Origin of the sequence: Achromobacter pulmonis (assembly GCF_902859765.1) — a bacterium.
Lineage (GTDB): Bacteria > Pseudomonadota > Gammaproteobacteria > Burkholderiales > Burkholderiaceae_B > Achromobacter > Achromobacter pulmonis.
In genome coordinates this window covers 1-15880 of the sequence record NZ_CADIJV010000044.1, presented here as the reverse complement: position 1 = coordinate 15880, position 15880 = coordinate 1, and the positions used below count along the sequence as shown (strand labels likewise).

Genomic DNA, 15880 nt, shown 5'->3' with positions numbered 1-15880 from the left:
GCGGCTGCAGACTGGGCGCCGGATCCCGCGATTTTCACGGGTCCGGATCTCATGTCCTTTTTGGCCCCGCTGAGTGTCCCAAAGTGAACCTCTTCCTGTATTTCCTGACCGTCGTCATCTGGGGGACCACCTGGATCGCCATCAAGCTGCAGCTTGGGGTGGTGGCGATTCCCGTGTCCATCTTCTACCGCTTCGCACTGGCTGGCCTGGTGTTGTTCGCCGCGCTGTGGCTGACCCGAAAACTGCAGCGACTGGATCGTCGCGGGCATGCGTTGTGCCTGGGCCAGGGGCTGTGCCTGTTCTGCCTGAATTTCCTGTGCTTCTACACGGCGACGCAATGGATTCCAAGCGGCCTGGTGTCGGTGGTGTTTTCGGCCGCGACGCTGTGGAATGCGCTGAATGCGCGACTGTGGTTCGGCACGCGGATCGCGCCGCGCGTGATGTGGGCCGGCGTGATCGGATTCTCCGGCCTGCTGCTGCTGTTCTGGCCCGAGCTCGCGGGCCAGGAGGCCAGCCACGAGACGCTGCTGGGGCTGGGCTTCGCGCTGCTGGGCACCTTCTGCTTTTCCACCGGCAACATGCTGTCGTCGCTGCAGCAGCGCGCCGGCATCCGGCCGCTGACCGGCAACGCCTACAGCATGTTGTATGGCGCCAGCGTGCTGCTGGCGGGCTGCGCGGCGGCGGGCGTGCCATTCGCCTTCGACCCCTCGACGGCCTACGTCGGCGCCCTGCTCTATCTGGCGATTCCGGGCTCGGTGATCGGCTTCACCGCCTATCTGACGCTGGTGGGGCGCATGGGCCCGGCGCGCGCCGCCTATTGCACGGTGCTGTTTCCGGTGGTGGCGTTGAGCGTGTCGACCTTCGCCGAGGGCTACCAATGGACGCCGGCCGCATTGTTGGGGCTGGCGCTGGTGATGTTCGGCAACCTGCTGGTCTTCACCCGATGGTCGCCGTTCGCGCGCCGCGTGGCGGCGTGACGCAGCGCCCAGGGGGCCTTACGCGCCGCGGCGTGACAGCGCGCGCAATGCGCCGAGCAGGCGGTCGATTTCGTCGTCGCGGGTCAGGTAGCTGACCGAAGCGCGCGCGATCTGCGCCAGACCGCGCGCATTCATGTCCAGCGGCGTGTACGGCACGCCGTTGCTGCCGATGATGATGCCCTGCGCGGCCAGGGTGCGCTGAAGGTCGGCGGCATCGTGTCCCGCGAGATTGAACGACACCAGGCCGGAACGATCCCGGCCCTGATCCAGCACTTCGATGCCGTCGATGGCGGCCAGTTCGTGGCGCAGGACCTGGGCGATCGTGTCGATGCGGGCGCGGATGGCGTCCAGCCCGATGTCCAGGGCCTCGCGCAATGCGTTGGCCAGCCCGCAGCGCAAGGCCAGTGAGGCTTCGGCCGATTCGAAGCGCGCGGCGTCGTCCCGCAGTTGCGGACGGCCGTCGGCGTCCAGGGGCGCCGAATAGGTGTCGACGAAGGCGGGGGTCAGGCGCGGCAGGAAATCGCGCCGCACATAAAGCAGGCCGGTGCCGCGCGGGCCGCGCAGCGCCTTGCGGCCCGCGCCGCTCAAGACATCGCAGCCGACGTCGGCGACGTCGATCGGCAACTGGCCCACGGCCTGGGCCGCATCAATGAAATACGGCACGCCGGCGGCGCGCGCGACGCGGCCGATGGCGGCGGCCGGATTGATCAGGCCGCCATTGGCCGGCAGCCAGGTCAGCGCGATCAGCCGCACGCGTTCGTCCAGCATGGATTGCAGCGCGGCGGGGTCGACGCAGCCGCTGTCGTCCGATGGAATCGTCTCGATCCGGACGCCCGCCGGTTGTGCCGCCAGCCGCATGGCGGCAAGGTTGCCGCCCCACTCGTGGCGGCCCACCAGGATGCGGTCGCCGGCGCGCCAGGGGCCCAGTGCCGCGAAGGCTGCGCCCCAGCCGGGCGAGTTGCCGCCGGTCAGGGCGATCTCGTCGGGCTGGGCATTGAGCAGTCGCGCGGCCAGTTGTCGCGCCTCGCCCGTCTGCGCGCGCGCGGCCACGCCCGCCTCCATCGGCCCCAGCTCGGCTTCACGCCGCAGATGGGCGTGGATGGCATCGAGCGTGGCCGCGGACGGCAGCGATGCGCCGGCATGGTTGAAGTGGACGGTGGTGCGCGTGCCGGGCGTGGCGGCGCGCAGCGTGTCGAGGGCGGCGGGAGTCAGGACGGCGGCGGTCATGGCGGTTCCAGGAAAGAGGCGCCGGGCGCGGACCCGGCGCCGGGACATCAGGCGGGCGTGAGGGCGACGACGGCTTCCACTTCCACCGCCACGCCCTGCGGCAGCGAGGCCACGCCGACCGCGCTGCGCGCATGGCGGCCGGCGTCGCCGAACACTTCCACCATCAGGTCCGAAGCGCCATTGGCGACCGCGCTCTGGCGATTGAAATCCGGCGTGCTGGCGACAAACACGCCCAGGCGCACCACGCGCGCCACGCGATCCAGGCGGTCGCCGGTGGCGGCGGCGATCTGTGCCAGGATGCCCAGCGCCGACAAGCGCGCGGCCGAGACGCCGTCGGCTTCGGCAATCTGGTTGCCAAGCTGGCCCAGGAAGACGGCCTTGCCGCCGCTGCGCGAAATCTGGCCGGAGATGTACAGCAGGTTGCCTTCCTGGACGAAGGGGACGTAATTGGCGGCGGGCGCGGCCGCGGCTTCTAGCACAAGGCCGAGTTCGGCCACGCGGCCGGAGATGGTACGGGTCATGGGTGTCACCTATGAGAGGGATGAGGAAGAACGGTCCCTCATGCTATCGGCGCGGGCCGTGCCTGACCAATCAATTATTGCGAGTCACGCATGAGAAAAAGTAATGCGTCAAGCATCCGCCGCCGCTTGGGTCAGCCATGCCTGGAACGCCTGGGCGGCGGCGCCGGACTTGCCGCGCGGGCCGACGAACCACCAGCCGATGCGCGGATCGTCCAGCGCGGTGTCCGGCAGCGCTTCCACCAGGGCGCCGCTGGCCAGCTGCGTGGCGATCAGGCGGTGGCGGCCCATGGCCATGCCCTGTCCCGCCAGCGCCGCTTCCACCACGATGTTGTAGTCGTGCAGATGCACGGTCTGGGCGCGGCTCAGGTCCAGGCCATGCTGCCGCGCCCAGGCGTCCCATTCGAACGGCAGCTGCGCGTGCGAGACCAGCAGCGGGTAGCGCAGCAGGTCGGCGGGCGCGCGCGGCCGGCGCCGGCCCGCCACCAGGGCCGGCGCGCATACCACCGACAGCCGTTCCGGCATCAGGCGCCGCGACCGCACCCCGGGCCAGGTGCCGCGGCCGTAGCGGATGGCCACGTCCACTTCGCCGGCCGCCACGTCGGCCAGGCCGATGGCGGGCAGCAATTGCAGGTCGATGTCCGGATGGCTGGCGGCGAAGTCCGGCAGGCGCGGCGCCAGCCAGCGCGTGGCGAACGAGGCCAGCAGGCCGACCCGCAGCGTGTCGCGCGCGGCCGCCGGCGCGCGGATCGTCTCGGTACCCTGGCGCAGCAATTCGAAGGCGGCGTGCACGCGCTCGTAATACGCCTGCCCGGCCGGCGTCAGCGCCACCGCGCGTGTACGGCGCTCGAACAGCGTCACGCCCAGCTCGGCTTCGAGCCGCTGGATATGGTGGCTGATGGCGCTTTGCGTGACGAACAGTTCCTCGCCCGCCAGGCTGAAGCTCAGGCGCCGGGCGGCCGCCTCGAAAGCACGCAGCGAGACCAAGGCAGGCAGGGATCGGTTGGAACGCATGGAGCGGGCGCAGCGCGGAGGAGGTGGGGCCGAAGTATCCGGCCGGAAGCCTCATTCTCGCAAATCAGGCCCGGAGGCGGAACCGGATCAGCGCGGCCGTGTGGAGATGGGTTTGCTGCGCAGGATTTCGTGGTGCACGACCTGCAGCGCCTGCCGATGCCGCGGCTGGTCGGCGGCCACGTCCCAGGTGCGCGTGGCGCATGGCGAGGCCGGATCGAGCAGTTGGAAGGCCAGGTCCGTCAGCAGGTAGGACGCCGTGGCTTGTGCGTCGCGGTGGGTTTGCCTGGGCCAGTTCGCCAGATCCCCGGTTTCACATATCCACAGGATCGCATTGACCGCCTCGGCCTGATGCGCCTTCATGACCTCGATGTCCGGCAGCGCCGTGGACACGCCGCGAACCAGCCAGGGGATGTCCTGCAACAGGCCAAACACAAGTTCAAAGGCGGTTTTTGAATCGATGGGCTGCGTGTTCGGGGACTGAGGCATGGACGGGGCCGGACTGATGCCGAGGCTTGACGGTTGATTCAACGTCAATCGTAAAACCTTTCCGTCATGCATTCGGCGGGTCGCGGCCGGTTCAGCGGGTGATCAAGTCCGAAAATCCGAGTTCGCGAATCCTGCCCCGGCGCCCATGCAAAAGGCCCGCAAGCATGTCGCGGGCCTTTCGGTGGTGCATTTTGGGTATGGCAATTCTTTGGCTCCCCGAGCTGGGCTCGAACCAGCGACCTGCGGATTAACAGTCCGTCGCTCTACCGACTGAGCTATCGGGGAACAGGTAGAGGGGGCGAATTATGCACAAATTTCGCGGGGAATGCAAAACGGCCCGGCTGGCCGCGGGGTTTATGGCGGGTCGCGCCGGGGTAATCCCTTATCATGGCACGCAGAAGGTTCGCGACCTCTCACGTTTCTCTGGATTTCACCTATGTCTTCGTTCGACATCCAATTGCTGCTTACCGCCCTGGTGAGTGTGCTGGTGCTGGTCGCCCTTATCGTCTCGCGCATCCGCATGCACCCGCTGCTGGCGCTCCTGATCGTTTCCATCGGCGTCGGCTTTGCCACCGGCATGGCGCCCACCGCCATCGCCAAGAACCTGACCGACGGCGCGGGCAAGACCCTTGGCGCCGTGGGCGTGGTGATCGCGCTGGGCGCCATGCTCGGCAAGATCCTGGCGGACTCCGGCACCACCGAGCGCCTGGCCAATGCCATCCTGAAACGCACCTCGCCGCGCATGATCCCCTGGACCATGACGCTGGTGGCCTTCATCATCGGCATCCCGATGTTCTTCGAGGTCGGCCTGGTGGTGATGCTGCCGCTGATCTTCAGCGTGGCCCGCAAACTGGAAGGCCAGGAGCGCTTCAAGGGCTCGGCCTATGTGTACGTGGGCGTGCCGGTGATCTCGGCGCTGGCTGCCATGCATGGCATGGTGCCGCCGCATCCGGGGCCGCTGACCGCGATCGCCAGCCTCAAGACCAGCGTCGGCCCGACCATGATCTATGGGTTCCTGGCCGCGCTGCCGGCGATGGTCCTGGGCGGTCCGCTGTACGGCGCCTTCATCGCGCCGCGCATGCGCACCCGCCCCGACGAAGCCCTGCTCGAACAGTTCACCGTGACCCGGGCGGCCGATGCCGGTCAGGGCCAACCCAGTGTCGGCCTGGGGGTGCTGGCCGCGTTGCTGCCCGCCCTGCTGATGCTGCTGCACGCGGTGGCCGAAATGCTGTTGCCCAAGACCTCGCCCCTGCTGCATGTGGCGGCGTTCCTGGGCAATCCGATGGTCGCCATGCTGCTGGGCGTGCTGTTCGCGGCCGTGACGCTGGTGCTGCTGCGCGGCGGCGACGCCGACAAGCTGCGCGATGCGCTCGGCAAGAGCCTCAAGCCGATCGCCGGCATCATGCTGATCATCGCCGGCGGCGGCGCCTTCCAGCAGGTCCTGACCAGTGCCAAGGTGGGCGATGCCATCGTCCACCTGACTCAGCAGTTCGCGTTCCCGCCGCTGATCCTGGGCTGGCTGATTGCGATGCTGTTGTCGGTCTCGACCGGCTCGGCCACGGTTGGCATCGTCGGCGCCGCCGGCCTGCTGGCGCCGCTGGCGGGAGCCGACCCCACCCTCAACCTGCCGCTGCTGGCGCTGTCCATCGGGTGCGGTTCCTTGTTCTTCAACTACGCCAACCACGCCGGGTTCTGGATGGTGAAGGAATCGTTCGGCATGACCATGGGCGAGGCCACCAAGACGATCTCGGTGGTGCAGTCCATCGTGGCGGTGGTCGGCCTGGTCATGGTGCTGCTGTTCAACATGCTGCCGGCGCTGGGGTGAACGGCGCCACCGGCCTCGTATGATGGGCGCCGAGCGGGCCGCCTTGCAGCCCAGATAGAACAGATACCGACCGCCCGCAATCTTGATGATGAACAGGGCTTCGGCGTGGCTCGCCAGAATCGCATCGTAGAAAACCGAGGGCGGGCCAGGTCGCTGACGCCGGCCGTGATGTGACGGAACATGGATCGGCATCTCCCGATCGAGCGCTTCATAGGCAAGCGATCCTCCATGCCATGGACCGTCGCGTGGCCGTGGGTGCCGTGCATGGGGTCAAGACAAGCCTAGCCAAGCTTGATAGGCCGACATGCATTGAACTCGTTAACGGGAGGCGCGGCGCGCGACGACGTGAGCGATCAGCGAACGGGAACGTTCGGCCAGGCCTGGTAGGCGGGTGGAGCTGCCGGGCAAGGAGCCCGGGCCGTTGATGCGGATGGTGCCGGTGAAAGGAATCGAACCCTCGACCTTCTCATTACAAGTGAGCTGCTCTACCAACTGAGCTACACCGGCTTGGCGTGACGGGGCACGCGCAGGGACTGCATTGTAATGAAAAAAGGAGATCCTTTCCGGCGCCGGAGCGCTTTGCAGGACGCGGCGTCGCTCATGCCGGCCGGACGGCGGTGGCGCAGCGCCGTCTGGCTTCCCAGCCATGCAGGCGCTCGGCGCGCAGCGCCCGCCACAACTCGTCGGAGCAGAAATAACCGCTGATGCCGCTGTGCGGATGGGTCGGCCGCACGCCGAACTGGCGCGGCAGTCGCCAGAAGCAGCGGTTCTCGATGGCGGCCTGGTCCAGCACCAGCGGCGTGCCTTTCAGGTAGGAAAAGCCGTTGCTGGCTTCGTAGCCAGCCTGCCCCATGCCGCGGGCGAACTCGGTTTTCTCGATGATCACGGCATCGACCCGTGGCGGACACACCAGCAGGTGGTAGGTGCGGAACGGGCGGCGCTTGCGGCCCGTGGTCATGGTTTCGACGTCGATCGGCTGGAACCGGTGCGTATCGGGCTCCAGCGATTCCATGAGTTCGCGCACGCGCGCGCTGACCGCGAACGGCCCGCCATCCCAGCCCAGGATCGCCGGCACACGGCCTGCGCCGCGCAGGGTCAGGCGGATCTGCCGCGGGATCCGCGCCAGGTCCTCGTCCGACAGATCGTCGAACAGGCAGAGCTTGGCGAGCAACTGACGGTCGATCTGCGGCACGAATTGTGTCGACACGCCGAAGGGCGGCATTCCGATCAGGTACGGCATGGTTTGTTGCGGCTCCTGGGGCCCGGCGGCGCGCGGCACGACGCATGGCGGACGACATCAGGCCCGGTTCAGCCGTATGAGACGGGATTCCGGCAATATTTGCAAATGATACGCGCTATCGTTCCGGATTGCGGGAATTGTCAAGCGGGCGGGGGGCGGCGGACAGGGAAACGCCCCTGGGCAGGGGCGTTTCAGATCAAGCGGGCATTACCGGCGCGGCCGGTGCGTGGCGCGGGTCCGTCGATGCAAGAGAATCCCGGTTCCGGCGCGCCGCGTCACTTGACGATCGTCAGGTGCGGACGCTTGGGTTCGTCGTCGCCGCCATCGTCGCCCGGCGGGGTGTCCGCGTCGGTTTCGGGGGCGGCAGACTCGGACGCCCCGGGTGTACCGGGCGCCGGCGGTTCGTAGGGCTGGACTTCGAAGCCCATGCCGGCGCCGGTTTCGCGCGCATAGATGGCGCTGACGGCGCCCACCGGCACGTAGACGTTTTCGGTCACGCCGCTGAAGCGGGCCTGGAATTCGATGAATTCGTTGCCCAGCACCAGGCGGTTGGTGGCCAGCGTGCCCACGTTCAGGGTGATCTGGCCGTCGCGCACATGGGCGACGGGCACCATGGTGTGCTCGTCGACTTGCACGGTGATGTACGGCGTGTAGCCGTTATCGGTGCACCATTCGTGCAGCGCGCGGATCAGATACGGTTTGGTCGAAGTTTCACCCATCACGCAACAACCTTAGCGACGCATCACTTTTTCCGAAGGCGTCAGCGCTTCGATGTAGGCCGGGCGCGAGAAGATGCGTTCGGCGTACTTTTGCAGCGGGGCCGCGTTCTTGGGCAGTTCGATGCCGTAGTGGTCCAGGCGCCACAGCAGCGGGGCCACGGCCACGTCGAGCATGGAGAATTCCTCGCCCAGCATGTACTTGTTCTTGAGCAGCATGGGAGCCAGTTGGGCCAGGCGGTCGCGGATGTTCTGGCGGGCGTTGGCCAGCTTCTTCTCGTCGGGCTTGGCGCTGCGGTCTTCCAGCGTCGAGACGTGGACGAACAGCTCTTTCTCGAAGTTGTACAGGAACAGGCGGGTGCGCGCGCGCATCACCGGATCGGCCGGCATGAGCTGCGGGTGCGGGAAGCGCTCGTCGATGTACTCGTTGATGATGTTCGACTCGTACAGGACCAGGTCGCGTTCGACCAGAATGGGCACTTGACCGTACGGATTCATCACCGAGATGTCTTCGGGCTTGTTGTACAGGTCGATGTCGCGGATCTCGAAATCCATGCCCTTTTCAAACAACACGAAGCGGCAGCGTTGCGAAAACGGACACGTGGTTCCGGAATAGAGCACCATCATGGCGATAAATCCTTTATTAAAAACGAAAGGCCAGCGCCCTAATCTAGCAGGCGCTGGCCCCGATTGCCAGGCGGGGGGTAGGCATACAGCCCTAACCCGCCATTATCCACCGCCGTGAAAATGGGGGCGGATGAGCCTGGCGGGGCGTTGCGGTTAGCGCACGTGTTTCCAGTAAGAGGCGTTCAGGCGCCACATCACCAGGAAGAACAAGAGCAGGAACAACATGACACCGACGCCCAGCTGGACGCGGAAGGTCTGGACGGGTTCGGCCATCCATGCCATGAACGCGGTCAGGTCAGCGACGTCGTTGTCGTATGTTGCGGTTTGGGCCGGGTCGGCGGCCTTGAATTTGGCCTCGAAGGTGGCATGGCCGGGGTAGTTGGCTACCGGTTCGGCCTTGACCGTGGAAAAACCTTGCGCATCGTACACCGTCGTGACCCGTTCCCAGGTTTTCGGCGCGCCGTCCTTGCCTTCGACCTCGTGCATCGCCACCGTGGTCAGCTCGCGCGGACCCTGGCGTTGCCACAGCGCGTGCGGCATGCCCACGGCCGGGAACACCAGGTTGTTCCAGCCCGTGGCGCGCGAGGTGTCACGGTAGAACGTGCGCAGGTAGGTATAGATGTAGTCGGAACCCGAGGGGCCGGCGTTGACGGATTTGGCGCGCGCGATCACGGACAGGTCCGGGGGCGTCGTGCCAAACCACTTCTTGGCGTCCTTGGGCGTCATGGCGACGGTCATCATGTCGCCGACCTTTTCGCCGGTGAACAGCAGGCTTTCCTTGATTTGCTGGTCGGTCAGGCCAATGTCCTTGAGCTTGTTGTAGCGCATCGACGATGCGCTATGGCAGTTCAGACAGTAGTTGACGAACAGCTTGGCGCCGTTTTGCAGCGACGCCATGTCGTTGACGCGGTAAGGCGCCTTGTCCAGCGGATAGCCGCCCTCGGCGGCGAACGTAGCGGTACACGTGAGCATCAAGGCCACGGCACCAATCAGCTTCTTGATCATGGTCGGTCCGTTATTCTGGTTGGCTCAGTGGGCGTGGAACGTCACGCGGTCGGGCACTTGCTTGAATGTGCCCAGGCGGCTCCAGACCGGCATCAGGAAGAAGAATGCCAGGTACAGCAGCGTGCCGATCTGCGACGTGATGTTCAACGGCGGACTGGGCGGCTGCGTACCGATGTAGCCGAGCACCAGGAAGTTGACCATGAAGATGCCGTAGATCCACTTGTGCCAGGTGGGGCGGTAGCGGATCGACTTGACCGGCGAATGGTCCAGCCACGGCAGGAAGAACAGGATGACCACGGTGCCGCCCATGGCGACCACGCCCCAGAACTTGGCGTCGATCACGCGCAGCAGCACGGCCACGACGATCAGGATGCCGGGCACGGCGATGCGCATGAAGCCCTTCAGGTTGCTCTTGACCAGCAGCGCGATGGCGCCCAGCACCGAGGCCCCGGCCAGCACCCACGTGAACTCGTCGGTGGTGGCGCGCAGCATCGAGTAGAACGGCGTGAAGTACCAGACCGGGGCGATGTGCGGCGGCGTCTTGAGCGAGTCGGCCGGGATGAAGTTGTTGAACTCCAGGAAGTACCCGCCCATCTCCGGCGCGAAGAACACGATGAAGGCGAACACCAGCAGGAAGCCCGCGACGCCGACCAGGTCGTGCACCGTGTAGAACGGATGGAACGGAATGCCGTCCTTCGGGCGACCGTACTTGTCCTTGGGGCCTTCCTTGATCTCGATGCCGTCCGGGTTGTTCGAACCGACTTCGTGCAGCGCCACCAGGTGCGCCGCCACCAGTCCCACCAGCACCAGCGGAATGGCGATGACGTGGAAGGCGAAGAAGCGGTTCAGCGTGGCGTCGGACACGACGTAGTCGCCGCGGATCCAGATCGACAGCTCGGGGCCGATGAACGGGATGGCCGCGAACAGGTTCACGATCACCTGTGCGCCCCAGTAGGACATCTGGCCCCACGGCAGGAGGTAGCCGAAGAATGCTTCGGCCATCAGACAGAGGAAGATCGCCACGCCGAAGATCCAGACCAGCTCACGCGGCTTGCGGTACGAGCCATAGAGCAGGCCGCGCAGCATGTGCAGGTAGACGACGACGAAGAACATCGAGGCGCCGGTCGAGTGCATGTAGCGCACCAGCCAGCCCCACGGGACTTCGCGCATGATGTATTCGACCGATTGGAACGCGCGCTCGGCGTCCGGCTTGTAGTGCATGACCAGGAAGATGCCGGTCACGATCTGCAGCACCAGCACCAGCAGTGCCAGGGAGCCGAAGAAATACCAAAAGTTGAAGTTTTTCGGTGCGTAGTATTCGGACAGATGCGCTTTCCAGGTGGAGGTCACCGGGAAGCGCCGGTCCAGCCAGCCCAACAGGCCTGTCGTCTCGACGGTTTTCTCGCCAGCCATGTAACAGCTCCTTCTCTAATACGTGGCGTATTTTGTTTTACTTACGTAATTCGGGAAAAAAGCGCGACGCGAGCGTCAGGCCTTGTTCTCTTCATCGACGCCCACGATGATGCGGGAGTCGGTGAGATACTGGTACGGCGGAACTTCGAGATTATCGGGAGCGGGCTTGTTCTTGTAGACCCGGCCAGCCAGGTCGAACGTGGAGCCGTGGCACGGACAGAGGAATCCGCCTTGCCAGGAGGCGCCCATGCCGCCACCGCCACCCGTTTCGAAGTGGGCGGTGGGCGAGCAGCCCAGATGGGTACAGATGCCAACACAGACGAAGAGCTCGGGCTTGCGCGAGCGGCCTTCGTTTTCTGCGTATTTGGGAGTGAAGCCGGGCCGTTTCGAGTCAGGGTCCGCCAGGAGCGCGTCCTGGGTCTTGAGGCCGGCGATTTGTTCAGGAGACCGGTGGATGATCCAGACCGGCTTGCCACGCCATTCCACGGTTTTCATGGTGCCGACCGGGATGTCGCCGATGTCGACTTCGACAGGGGCGCCGGCGGCGCGGGCTTTTTCAGAAGGGGAAAACGTGCTCACAAGCGGTATGGCCGTTGCGACACCTGCTACGCCACCTACAGCACAGGCGGTGGTTACCCAGAAACGTCGCGAAGGATCGGGCGGCAGCTTTGGATCAACCGCACCGTCATCGTCATGCACCAGCGTATCCTGACTCATCTTCCTATCCTTGTTGATGCGCCCGCTCTACGAGTAGCATCACTTCTGCGGCATCGGCTTCGCGGGAATGTGTAACAACATAGCAACCGCGTATTATAGCGCCAGCCTACTGGTGGGCGTATCACGAAGGGAGTGCTTTTATGAGCAAAGCGACTGGTTTCGTCAAAGAATTCCGGGATTTCGCTGTCAAAGGCAATGCGGTCGATTTGGCGGTTGGTGTGATCATCGGGGCGGCGTTCGGCAAGATCGTCGACTCGCTGGTCAAGGATATCGTCATGCCGCTGGTCAATTTCGTGCTTGGCGGTTCGGTCGATTTCTCGAACAAATTCCTGGTGCTGTCGATGCCCGCGGGCTACAACGGGCCGATGACGTATGCGGAGATGACGAAGGCGGGAGCGATCGTCTTTGCCTGGGGGAATTTCCTCACCATCGTCATCAATTTCGTGTTGCTGGCGTTGGTGATCTTCTGGATGGTGAAGGCCATCTACAAGGCGCGGACCAAGGCCGAGGAAGCGCCGGCTCCGGCGGCGCCGGCCCCGACGCCTGAGGGTGTGGCGCTGCTGCGCGAGATCCGGGATTTGCTGAAGAAGCCATGAGCCTGAAGATAAAAGCGCCCTGCGGGGCGCTTTTTCATGGGCTCGTGGTTTGATTGCCCGGCGGACGTCGATGCTGCGTGGGCCGTCCGGGGCGGCTTCGATTACACCGGGTTGTCCAGATCCACGAATTCCACCTTGATGCCAAAGCGTTCCGCCACGGCCTGACCGAGGGCCTGGATGCCGTAGCGTTCGGTGGCGTGGTGGCCGGCGCCGAGGAAGGCGACGCCGGTTTCCTGGGCAAGGTGGAAGGTGGATTCGGAGGCTTCGCCGGTGATGTAGGCGGTGGCGCCAGCGTCGACGGCGTCGGCCAGCATGCCCTGGGCGCCGCCGGTGCACCAGGCAATGCGGGCCAGGGGCTGGTCGGGATTGCCGACGACCAGAGGCGGGCGGCCGAGCCGTTGCTGGATGCGGGCGGCGAGTTGGCCCAGGGTGGCGAGGTCGGGGGCGGCGCCGAGCCAGACCAGGTTGTCGGCGCCACAGGTGCGCGGCGTGCCGTCGTCGCGGCGTTCGGGTTCCAGGCCGAGGACGCGGGCCAGCTGGGCGTTGTTGCCGAGGCTCGGATGCGCGTCCAGGGGCAGGTGGTAGGCGTACAGGTTGAGGTCGTTCTTCAAGGCCAGTGCCATGCGGGTACGGCGCGTGCCGATGACGCGACGGTCTTCGTTGCGCCACATCCAGCCGTGGTGGACCAGCACCGCGTCGGCGCCGCGCTCGACGGCGATGCGCAACAGGGCTTCGCTGGCGGTGACACCGGTGATAATGTGTCCGACTTCGGATCGGCCTTCCACCTGCAGCCCATTGGGGCAGTAGTCTTTGAAACGCGCGGCTTGCAGGGTGTCGTCCAGCCAGGCGGCCAGGACGTGGGAGTCCACTTTACTCATTGCTAGTCCTATCAGAAACATGCGCCGATATTGGCTGATCTTCGCTCAGGCCGTCACGGTCTGCCTGGGTATTCTATTCGTCGTCACCACCTTGCGGCCGGATCTGCTGCGGTTGGGCGGGCCCGCCGCCACGTCGGGCGCGACCGCGCCGCGGGCGGCAACGGCGCCGGGAACGGCCGCGTTGCGCGCCGCCACGGGGCCGGTGTCATATGCCGACGGCGTGGCGCGGGCGGCGCCGTCGGTGGTCAACGTCTATACCACCAAGCACGTGGACGTGCCCCTGGTGCCGCTGCCGGACGACCCCATCCTGCGCCAGCTGTTCGGCCAGGTGCCGGGAGTGAGCCGGCGCCAGGCCAGTACCAGCCTGGGGTCGGGCGTGGTGGTCAACCAAGATGGCTATGTGCTGACCAATTATCACGTAGTGCAGGCCGCCGACGCCATCGAGGTGGCGCTGGCCGATGGGCGCAAGGATTCGGCCAAGGTGGTGGGCGCGGACCCGGACACCGATCTGGCGGTATTGAAGCTGGCGACCTTGCGCAACCTGCCGGCGGCCACCCTGGCGCCGGACGGCGGCCTGCGCGTGGGCGATGTCGTGCTGGCGATCGGCAATCCGTTCGGCGTGGGCCAGACCACCACGCAGGGGATCGTGTCGGCGCTGGGCCGCAACGGCCTCGGCCTGAATACCTACGAGAACTTCATCCAGACCGATGCGGCGATCAACCCGGGCAACTCGGGCGGCGCGCTGGTCGATGCGCGCGGCAACCTGGTGGGGATCAATACCGCGATCTACTCCGAATCGGGCGGGTCGATGGGTATCGGCTTCGCCACGCCGATCGATATCGCGCGCAAGGTGATGGACGAGATCGTCAAGACCGGCGGCGTCAAGCGCGGCTGGCTGGGCGTGGAACCGCAGGACCTGACAGCCGAGCTGGCGCGCGCTTTCCAGATGGGCCGCAACGCCCGCGGCGTGATCATCGCGGGAGTGCTGCGCGATGGCCCCGCCGCCAAGGGAGGATTGCGGGTCGGCGACATCGTGCAGACGGTCAACGGCAAACCGATGCTGGACACCTCGGGCTTGCTGGCCGAGATCGCGCAGTTGACCCCGGGGCAGCGCGCCACGCTGGGTGTGCTGCGCGGCGGCAAGATCGCCGAGGTGGCGGTGGTGGTGGGGACGCGGCCGGGCCTGCCGCGATGACGCGGTGGCCGGCGGCCGCCGCGCGCCGGCCATGCCGGATGGGCCGCTAGCGGACCTGGGGCTGGCGGGACGCGACCTGGCGGCGGGGCCGGCAAGGCGCGTCGAGCACCAGGCGCACCACCTGCAGCACGCGCTTGCGCGTGGCCTCGGGCTGGTGCCGCAGCAGCGCACAGATTTCGGCGCAATAGGCATCGGATTGCTCGTCCTGGTGCGGCGGGGATGCGTCAGCGGCCTGCGCGACCATGCCGTCCGCCAGCCAGGGCACCTGGGTGTCCAGCGCGCGCGCCAGCCGCTGCAGGGTGGCGCGGGTCGGCGCGTAGCGTTCTTCGCGGGTGAGGATGCGGTGGATGCAGGACTGCGGCACGCCGGAGATGCGGGCGAGCTGGTTCTGGCTTTTGATGCCGCGCCACCGCATCAGGGTGCGCAGGCGTAGGGCGAGCGACATGGCTGCAATGTAAGTTTGCAGTCGATGCGGGACAAGCGGAAAGCGTCCGCTTGTGGAAAATCGGGGGCGCGCGGCCCCCGTTTGCGCCAGCGCGCCGCGGCTTCAGTGGCGCTCGGTCAGCGAACCGTCGCCCGCGGTGTCATCGGCGCTGGGTTTGGGCGTGACCATGCGCGCGCAGATCAGCCCCAGTTCATACAGCAGGCACAGTGGCACCGCCAGCATGAACTGGCTGACCACGTCGGGCGGCGTCACCACCGCGGCGATGATGAATGCGCCCACCACCACGTAGCCGCGCGCGCTTTTGAGCTTGGACAGTTCCACCACGCCCATGCGCACCAGCAGCACCACCGCCACCGGCACCTCGAAGGTGATGCCGAACGCCATGAACATGGTCATGACGAAGCTCAGGTAGGCCTCGATGTCTGGCGCCGGCGTGATCGATTGCGGCGCGAAGGTGGCGATGAAGTGGAAGACCGTGCGGAACACCACGAAATAGCAGAACGCCATGCCCGCGATGAACAGCAGCGTGCTGGAAATGATCAGCGGCAGCGCCAGGCGCTTTTCGTGCTTGTACAGGCCGGGGGCGACGAAGGCCCAGGCCTGGTACAGCACTACCGGCAGCGCCAGGATGAACGCCGCCATCATAGTGACCTTGACCGGCACCATGAAGGGCGTGATGACGCCGGTGGCGATCATGCGCGTGCCCTGGGGCAGCGAGGCCAGCATGGGCTGGGCCAGCACGTCGTAGATGGCGGACGCGCCGGGGTAGATGAACAGAATGATGAACACCACCACCACCGCGCCGACGGCGCGCAGCAGGCGGGTGCGCAGTTCGACCAGGTGGGAGATGAAGCTTTCCTGCTGGCCGTCTTCTTGGGAGGCGTCCTGGGTCACGTTGTCGTTCCGGAGGGCGTGGCGGGCTTGGCGGCCGGCGGAGGATCGCTGGCGGCGGGCGCGTGGGCCGCGGGCGCCGGGGCGGGCGCGGGTTGCGGGGCGGGAGC

General features: G+C 66.3%; 17 protein-coding genes and 2 tRNA genes. 4 read left to right on the top strand and 15 right to left on the bottom strand.

Going from position 1 to position 15880, the window contains the following annotated elements; all coding sequences use genetic code 11:
* The first annotated feature begins 83 nt into the window (after positions 1-83).
* Positions 84-977 (top strand): DMT family transporter, encoded by an 894-nt coding sequence (locus HV701_RS24375; protein WP_175135578.1) that lies wholly within the window; start codon positions 84-86, stop codon positions 975-977.
* An 18-nt stretch (positions 978-995) separates the two neighbouring features.
* On the opposite strand, the gene HV701_RS24370 is transcribed toward HV701_RS24375, so the two are convergent.
* From HV701_RS24370 to HV701_RS24350, 5 genes are all read right to left on the bottom strand, one after another.
* Positions 996-2204 (bottom strand): aminotransferase class V-fold PLP-dependent enzyme, encoded by a 1209-nt coding sequence (locus tag HV701_RS24370; protein WP_175135577.1) that lies wholly within the window; start codon positions 2202-2204, stop codon positions 996-998.
* A 47-nt stretch (positions 2205-2251) separates the two neighbouring features.
* Entirely contained in the window at positions 2252-2725 is a 474-nt protein-coding gene (locus tag HV701_RS24365; RefSeq protein ID WP_175135576.1) for a RidA family protein, read from the bottom strand.
* A gap of 108 nt (positions 2726-2833) precedes the next feature.
* Positions 2834-3736 (bottom strand): transcriptional regulator GcvA, encoded by a 903-nt coding sequence (gene gcvA, locus HV701_RS24360; protein WP_175135575.1) that lies wholly within the window; start codon positions 3734-3736, stop codon positions 2834-2836.
* A gap of 87 nt (positions 3737-3823) precedes the next feature.
* Positions 3824-4270, bottom strand: a complete 447-nt coding sequence (locus HV701_RS24355; protein WP_244957791.1) for a hypothetical protein — start codon at positions 4268-4270, stop codon at positions 3824-3826.
* Between the two features lie 161 nt (positions 4271-4431).
* Positions 4432-4507: transfer RNA gene (locus HV701_RS24350), tRNA-Asn, on the bottom strand.
* Between the two features lie 151 nt (positions 4508-4658).
* On the opposite strand from HV701_RS24350, the gene HV701_RS24345 reads away from it, so the two are divergent.
* Positions 4659-6047, top strand: a complete 1389-nt coding sequence (locus tag HV701_RS24345) for a GntP family permease (protein WP_175135574.1) — start codon at positions 4659-4661, stop codon at positions 6045-6047.
* Between the two features lie 431 nt (positions 6048-6478).
* On the opposite strand, the gene HV701_RS24340 is transcribed toward HV701_RS24345, so the two are convergent.
* The 7 genes from HV701_RS24340 to petA form a co-directional block, all read right to left on the bottom strand.
* Positions 6479-6554, bottom strand: a tRNA-Thr gene (locus HV701_RS24340).
* A 91-nt stretch (positions 6555-6645) separates the two neighbouring features.
* On the bottom strand, positions 6646-7287 hold the full coding sequence (locus HV701_RS24335) for an imm11 family protein (RefSeq protein ID WP_175135573.1): 642 nt from the start codon (positions 7285-7287) through the stop codon (positions 6646-6648).
* 275 nt (positions 7288-7562) lie between these two features.
* A complete protein-coding gene (locus tag HV701_RS24330; protein ID WP_175135572.1) occupies positions 7563-8006 on the bottom strand; it encodes a ClpXP protease specificity-enhancing factor in 444 nt (147 codons plus the stop codon).
* Positions 8007-8018: 12 nt separating this feature from the next.
* Positions 8019-8630, bottom strand: coding sequence for a glutathione S-transferase N-terminal domain-containing protein (locus HV701_RS24325; protein ID WP_006388039.1), 612 nt, complete (start codon positions 8628-8630; stop codon positions 8019-8021).
* A gap of 153 nt (positions 8631-8783) precedes the next feature.
* Entirely contained in the window at positions 8784-9635 is an 852-nt protein-coding gene (locus HV701_RS24320; RefSeq protein WP_175135571.1) for a cytochrome c1, read from the bottom strand.
* A 24-nt stretch (positions 9636-9659) separates the two neighbouring features.
* Entirely contained in the window at positions 9660-11048 is a 1389-nt protein-coding gene (locus tag HV701_RS24315; protein WP_020925626.1) for a cytochrome b, read from the bottom strand.
* Positions 11049-11123: 75 nt separating this feature from the next.
* On the bottom strand, positions 11124-11765 hold the full coding sequence (petA, locus tag HV701_RS24310) for a ubiquinol-cytochrome c reductase iron-sulfur subunit (RefSeq protein ID WP_175135570.1): 642 nt from the start codon (positions 11763-11765) through the stop codon (positions 11124-11126).
* A 140-nt stretch (positions 11766-11905) separates the two neighbouring features.
* On the opposite strand from petA, the gene mscL reads away from it, so the two are divergent.
* Positions 11906-12361 (top strand): large conductance mechanosensitive channel protein MscL, encoded by a 456-nt coding sequence (mscL, locus tag HV701_RS24305; RefSeq protein WP_175135569.1) that lies wholly within the window; start codon positions 11906-11908, stop codon positions 12359-12361.
* Positions 12362-12462: 101 nt separating this feature from the next.
* Here the strand turns inward: mscL and HV701_RS24300 are convergent, their stop codons facing one another.
* Positions 12463-13239, bottom strand: coding sequence for a Nif3-like dinuclear metal center hexameric protein (locus tag HV701_RS24300; RefSeq protein ID WP_175135568.1), 777 nt, complete (start codon positions 13237-13239; stop codon positions 12463-12465).
* A gap of 19 nt (positions 13240-13258) precedes the next feature.
* Here HV701_RS24300 and HV701_RS24295 point away from each other — a divergent pair, with 19 nt between their 5' ends.
* On the top strand, positions 13259-14434 hold the full coding sequence (locus tag HV701_RS24295; RefSeq protein ID WP_175135567.1) for a trypsin-like peptidase domain-containing protein: 1176 nt from the start codon (positions 13259-13261) through the stop codon (positions 14432-14434).
* Between the two features lie 46 nt (positions 14435-14480).
* On the opposite strand, the gene HV701_RS24290 is transcribed toward HV701_RS24295, so the two are convergent.
* Positions 14481-14879: a helix-turn-helix domain-containing protein gene (locus HV701_RS24290; protein WP_175135566.1), complete on the bottom strand. Its 399-nt coding sequence runs from the start codon at positions 14877-14879 to the stop codon at positions 14481-14483.
* A 102-nt stretch (positions 14880-14981) separates the two neighbouring features.
* The gene (gene tatC / locus HV701_RS24285; RefSeq protein ID WP_175135565.1) at positions 14982-15773 is read right to left on the bottom strand and encodes a twin-arginine translocase subunit TatC; all 792 of its coding nucleotides are present in this window, start codon (positions 15771-15773) and stop codon (positions 14982-14984) included.
* Between the last annotated feature and the right edge of the window lie 107 nt (positions 15774-15880).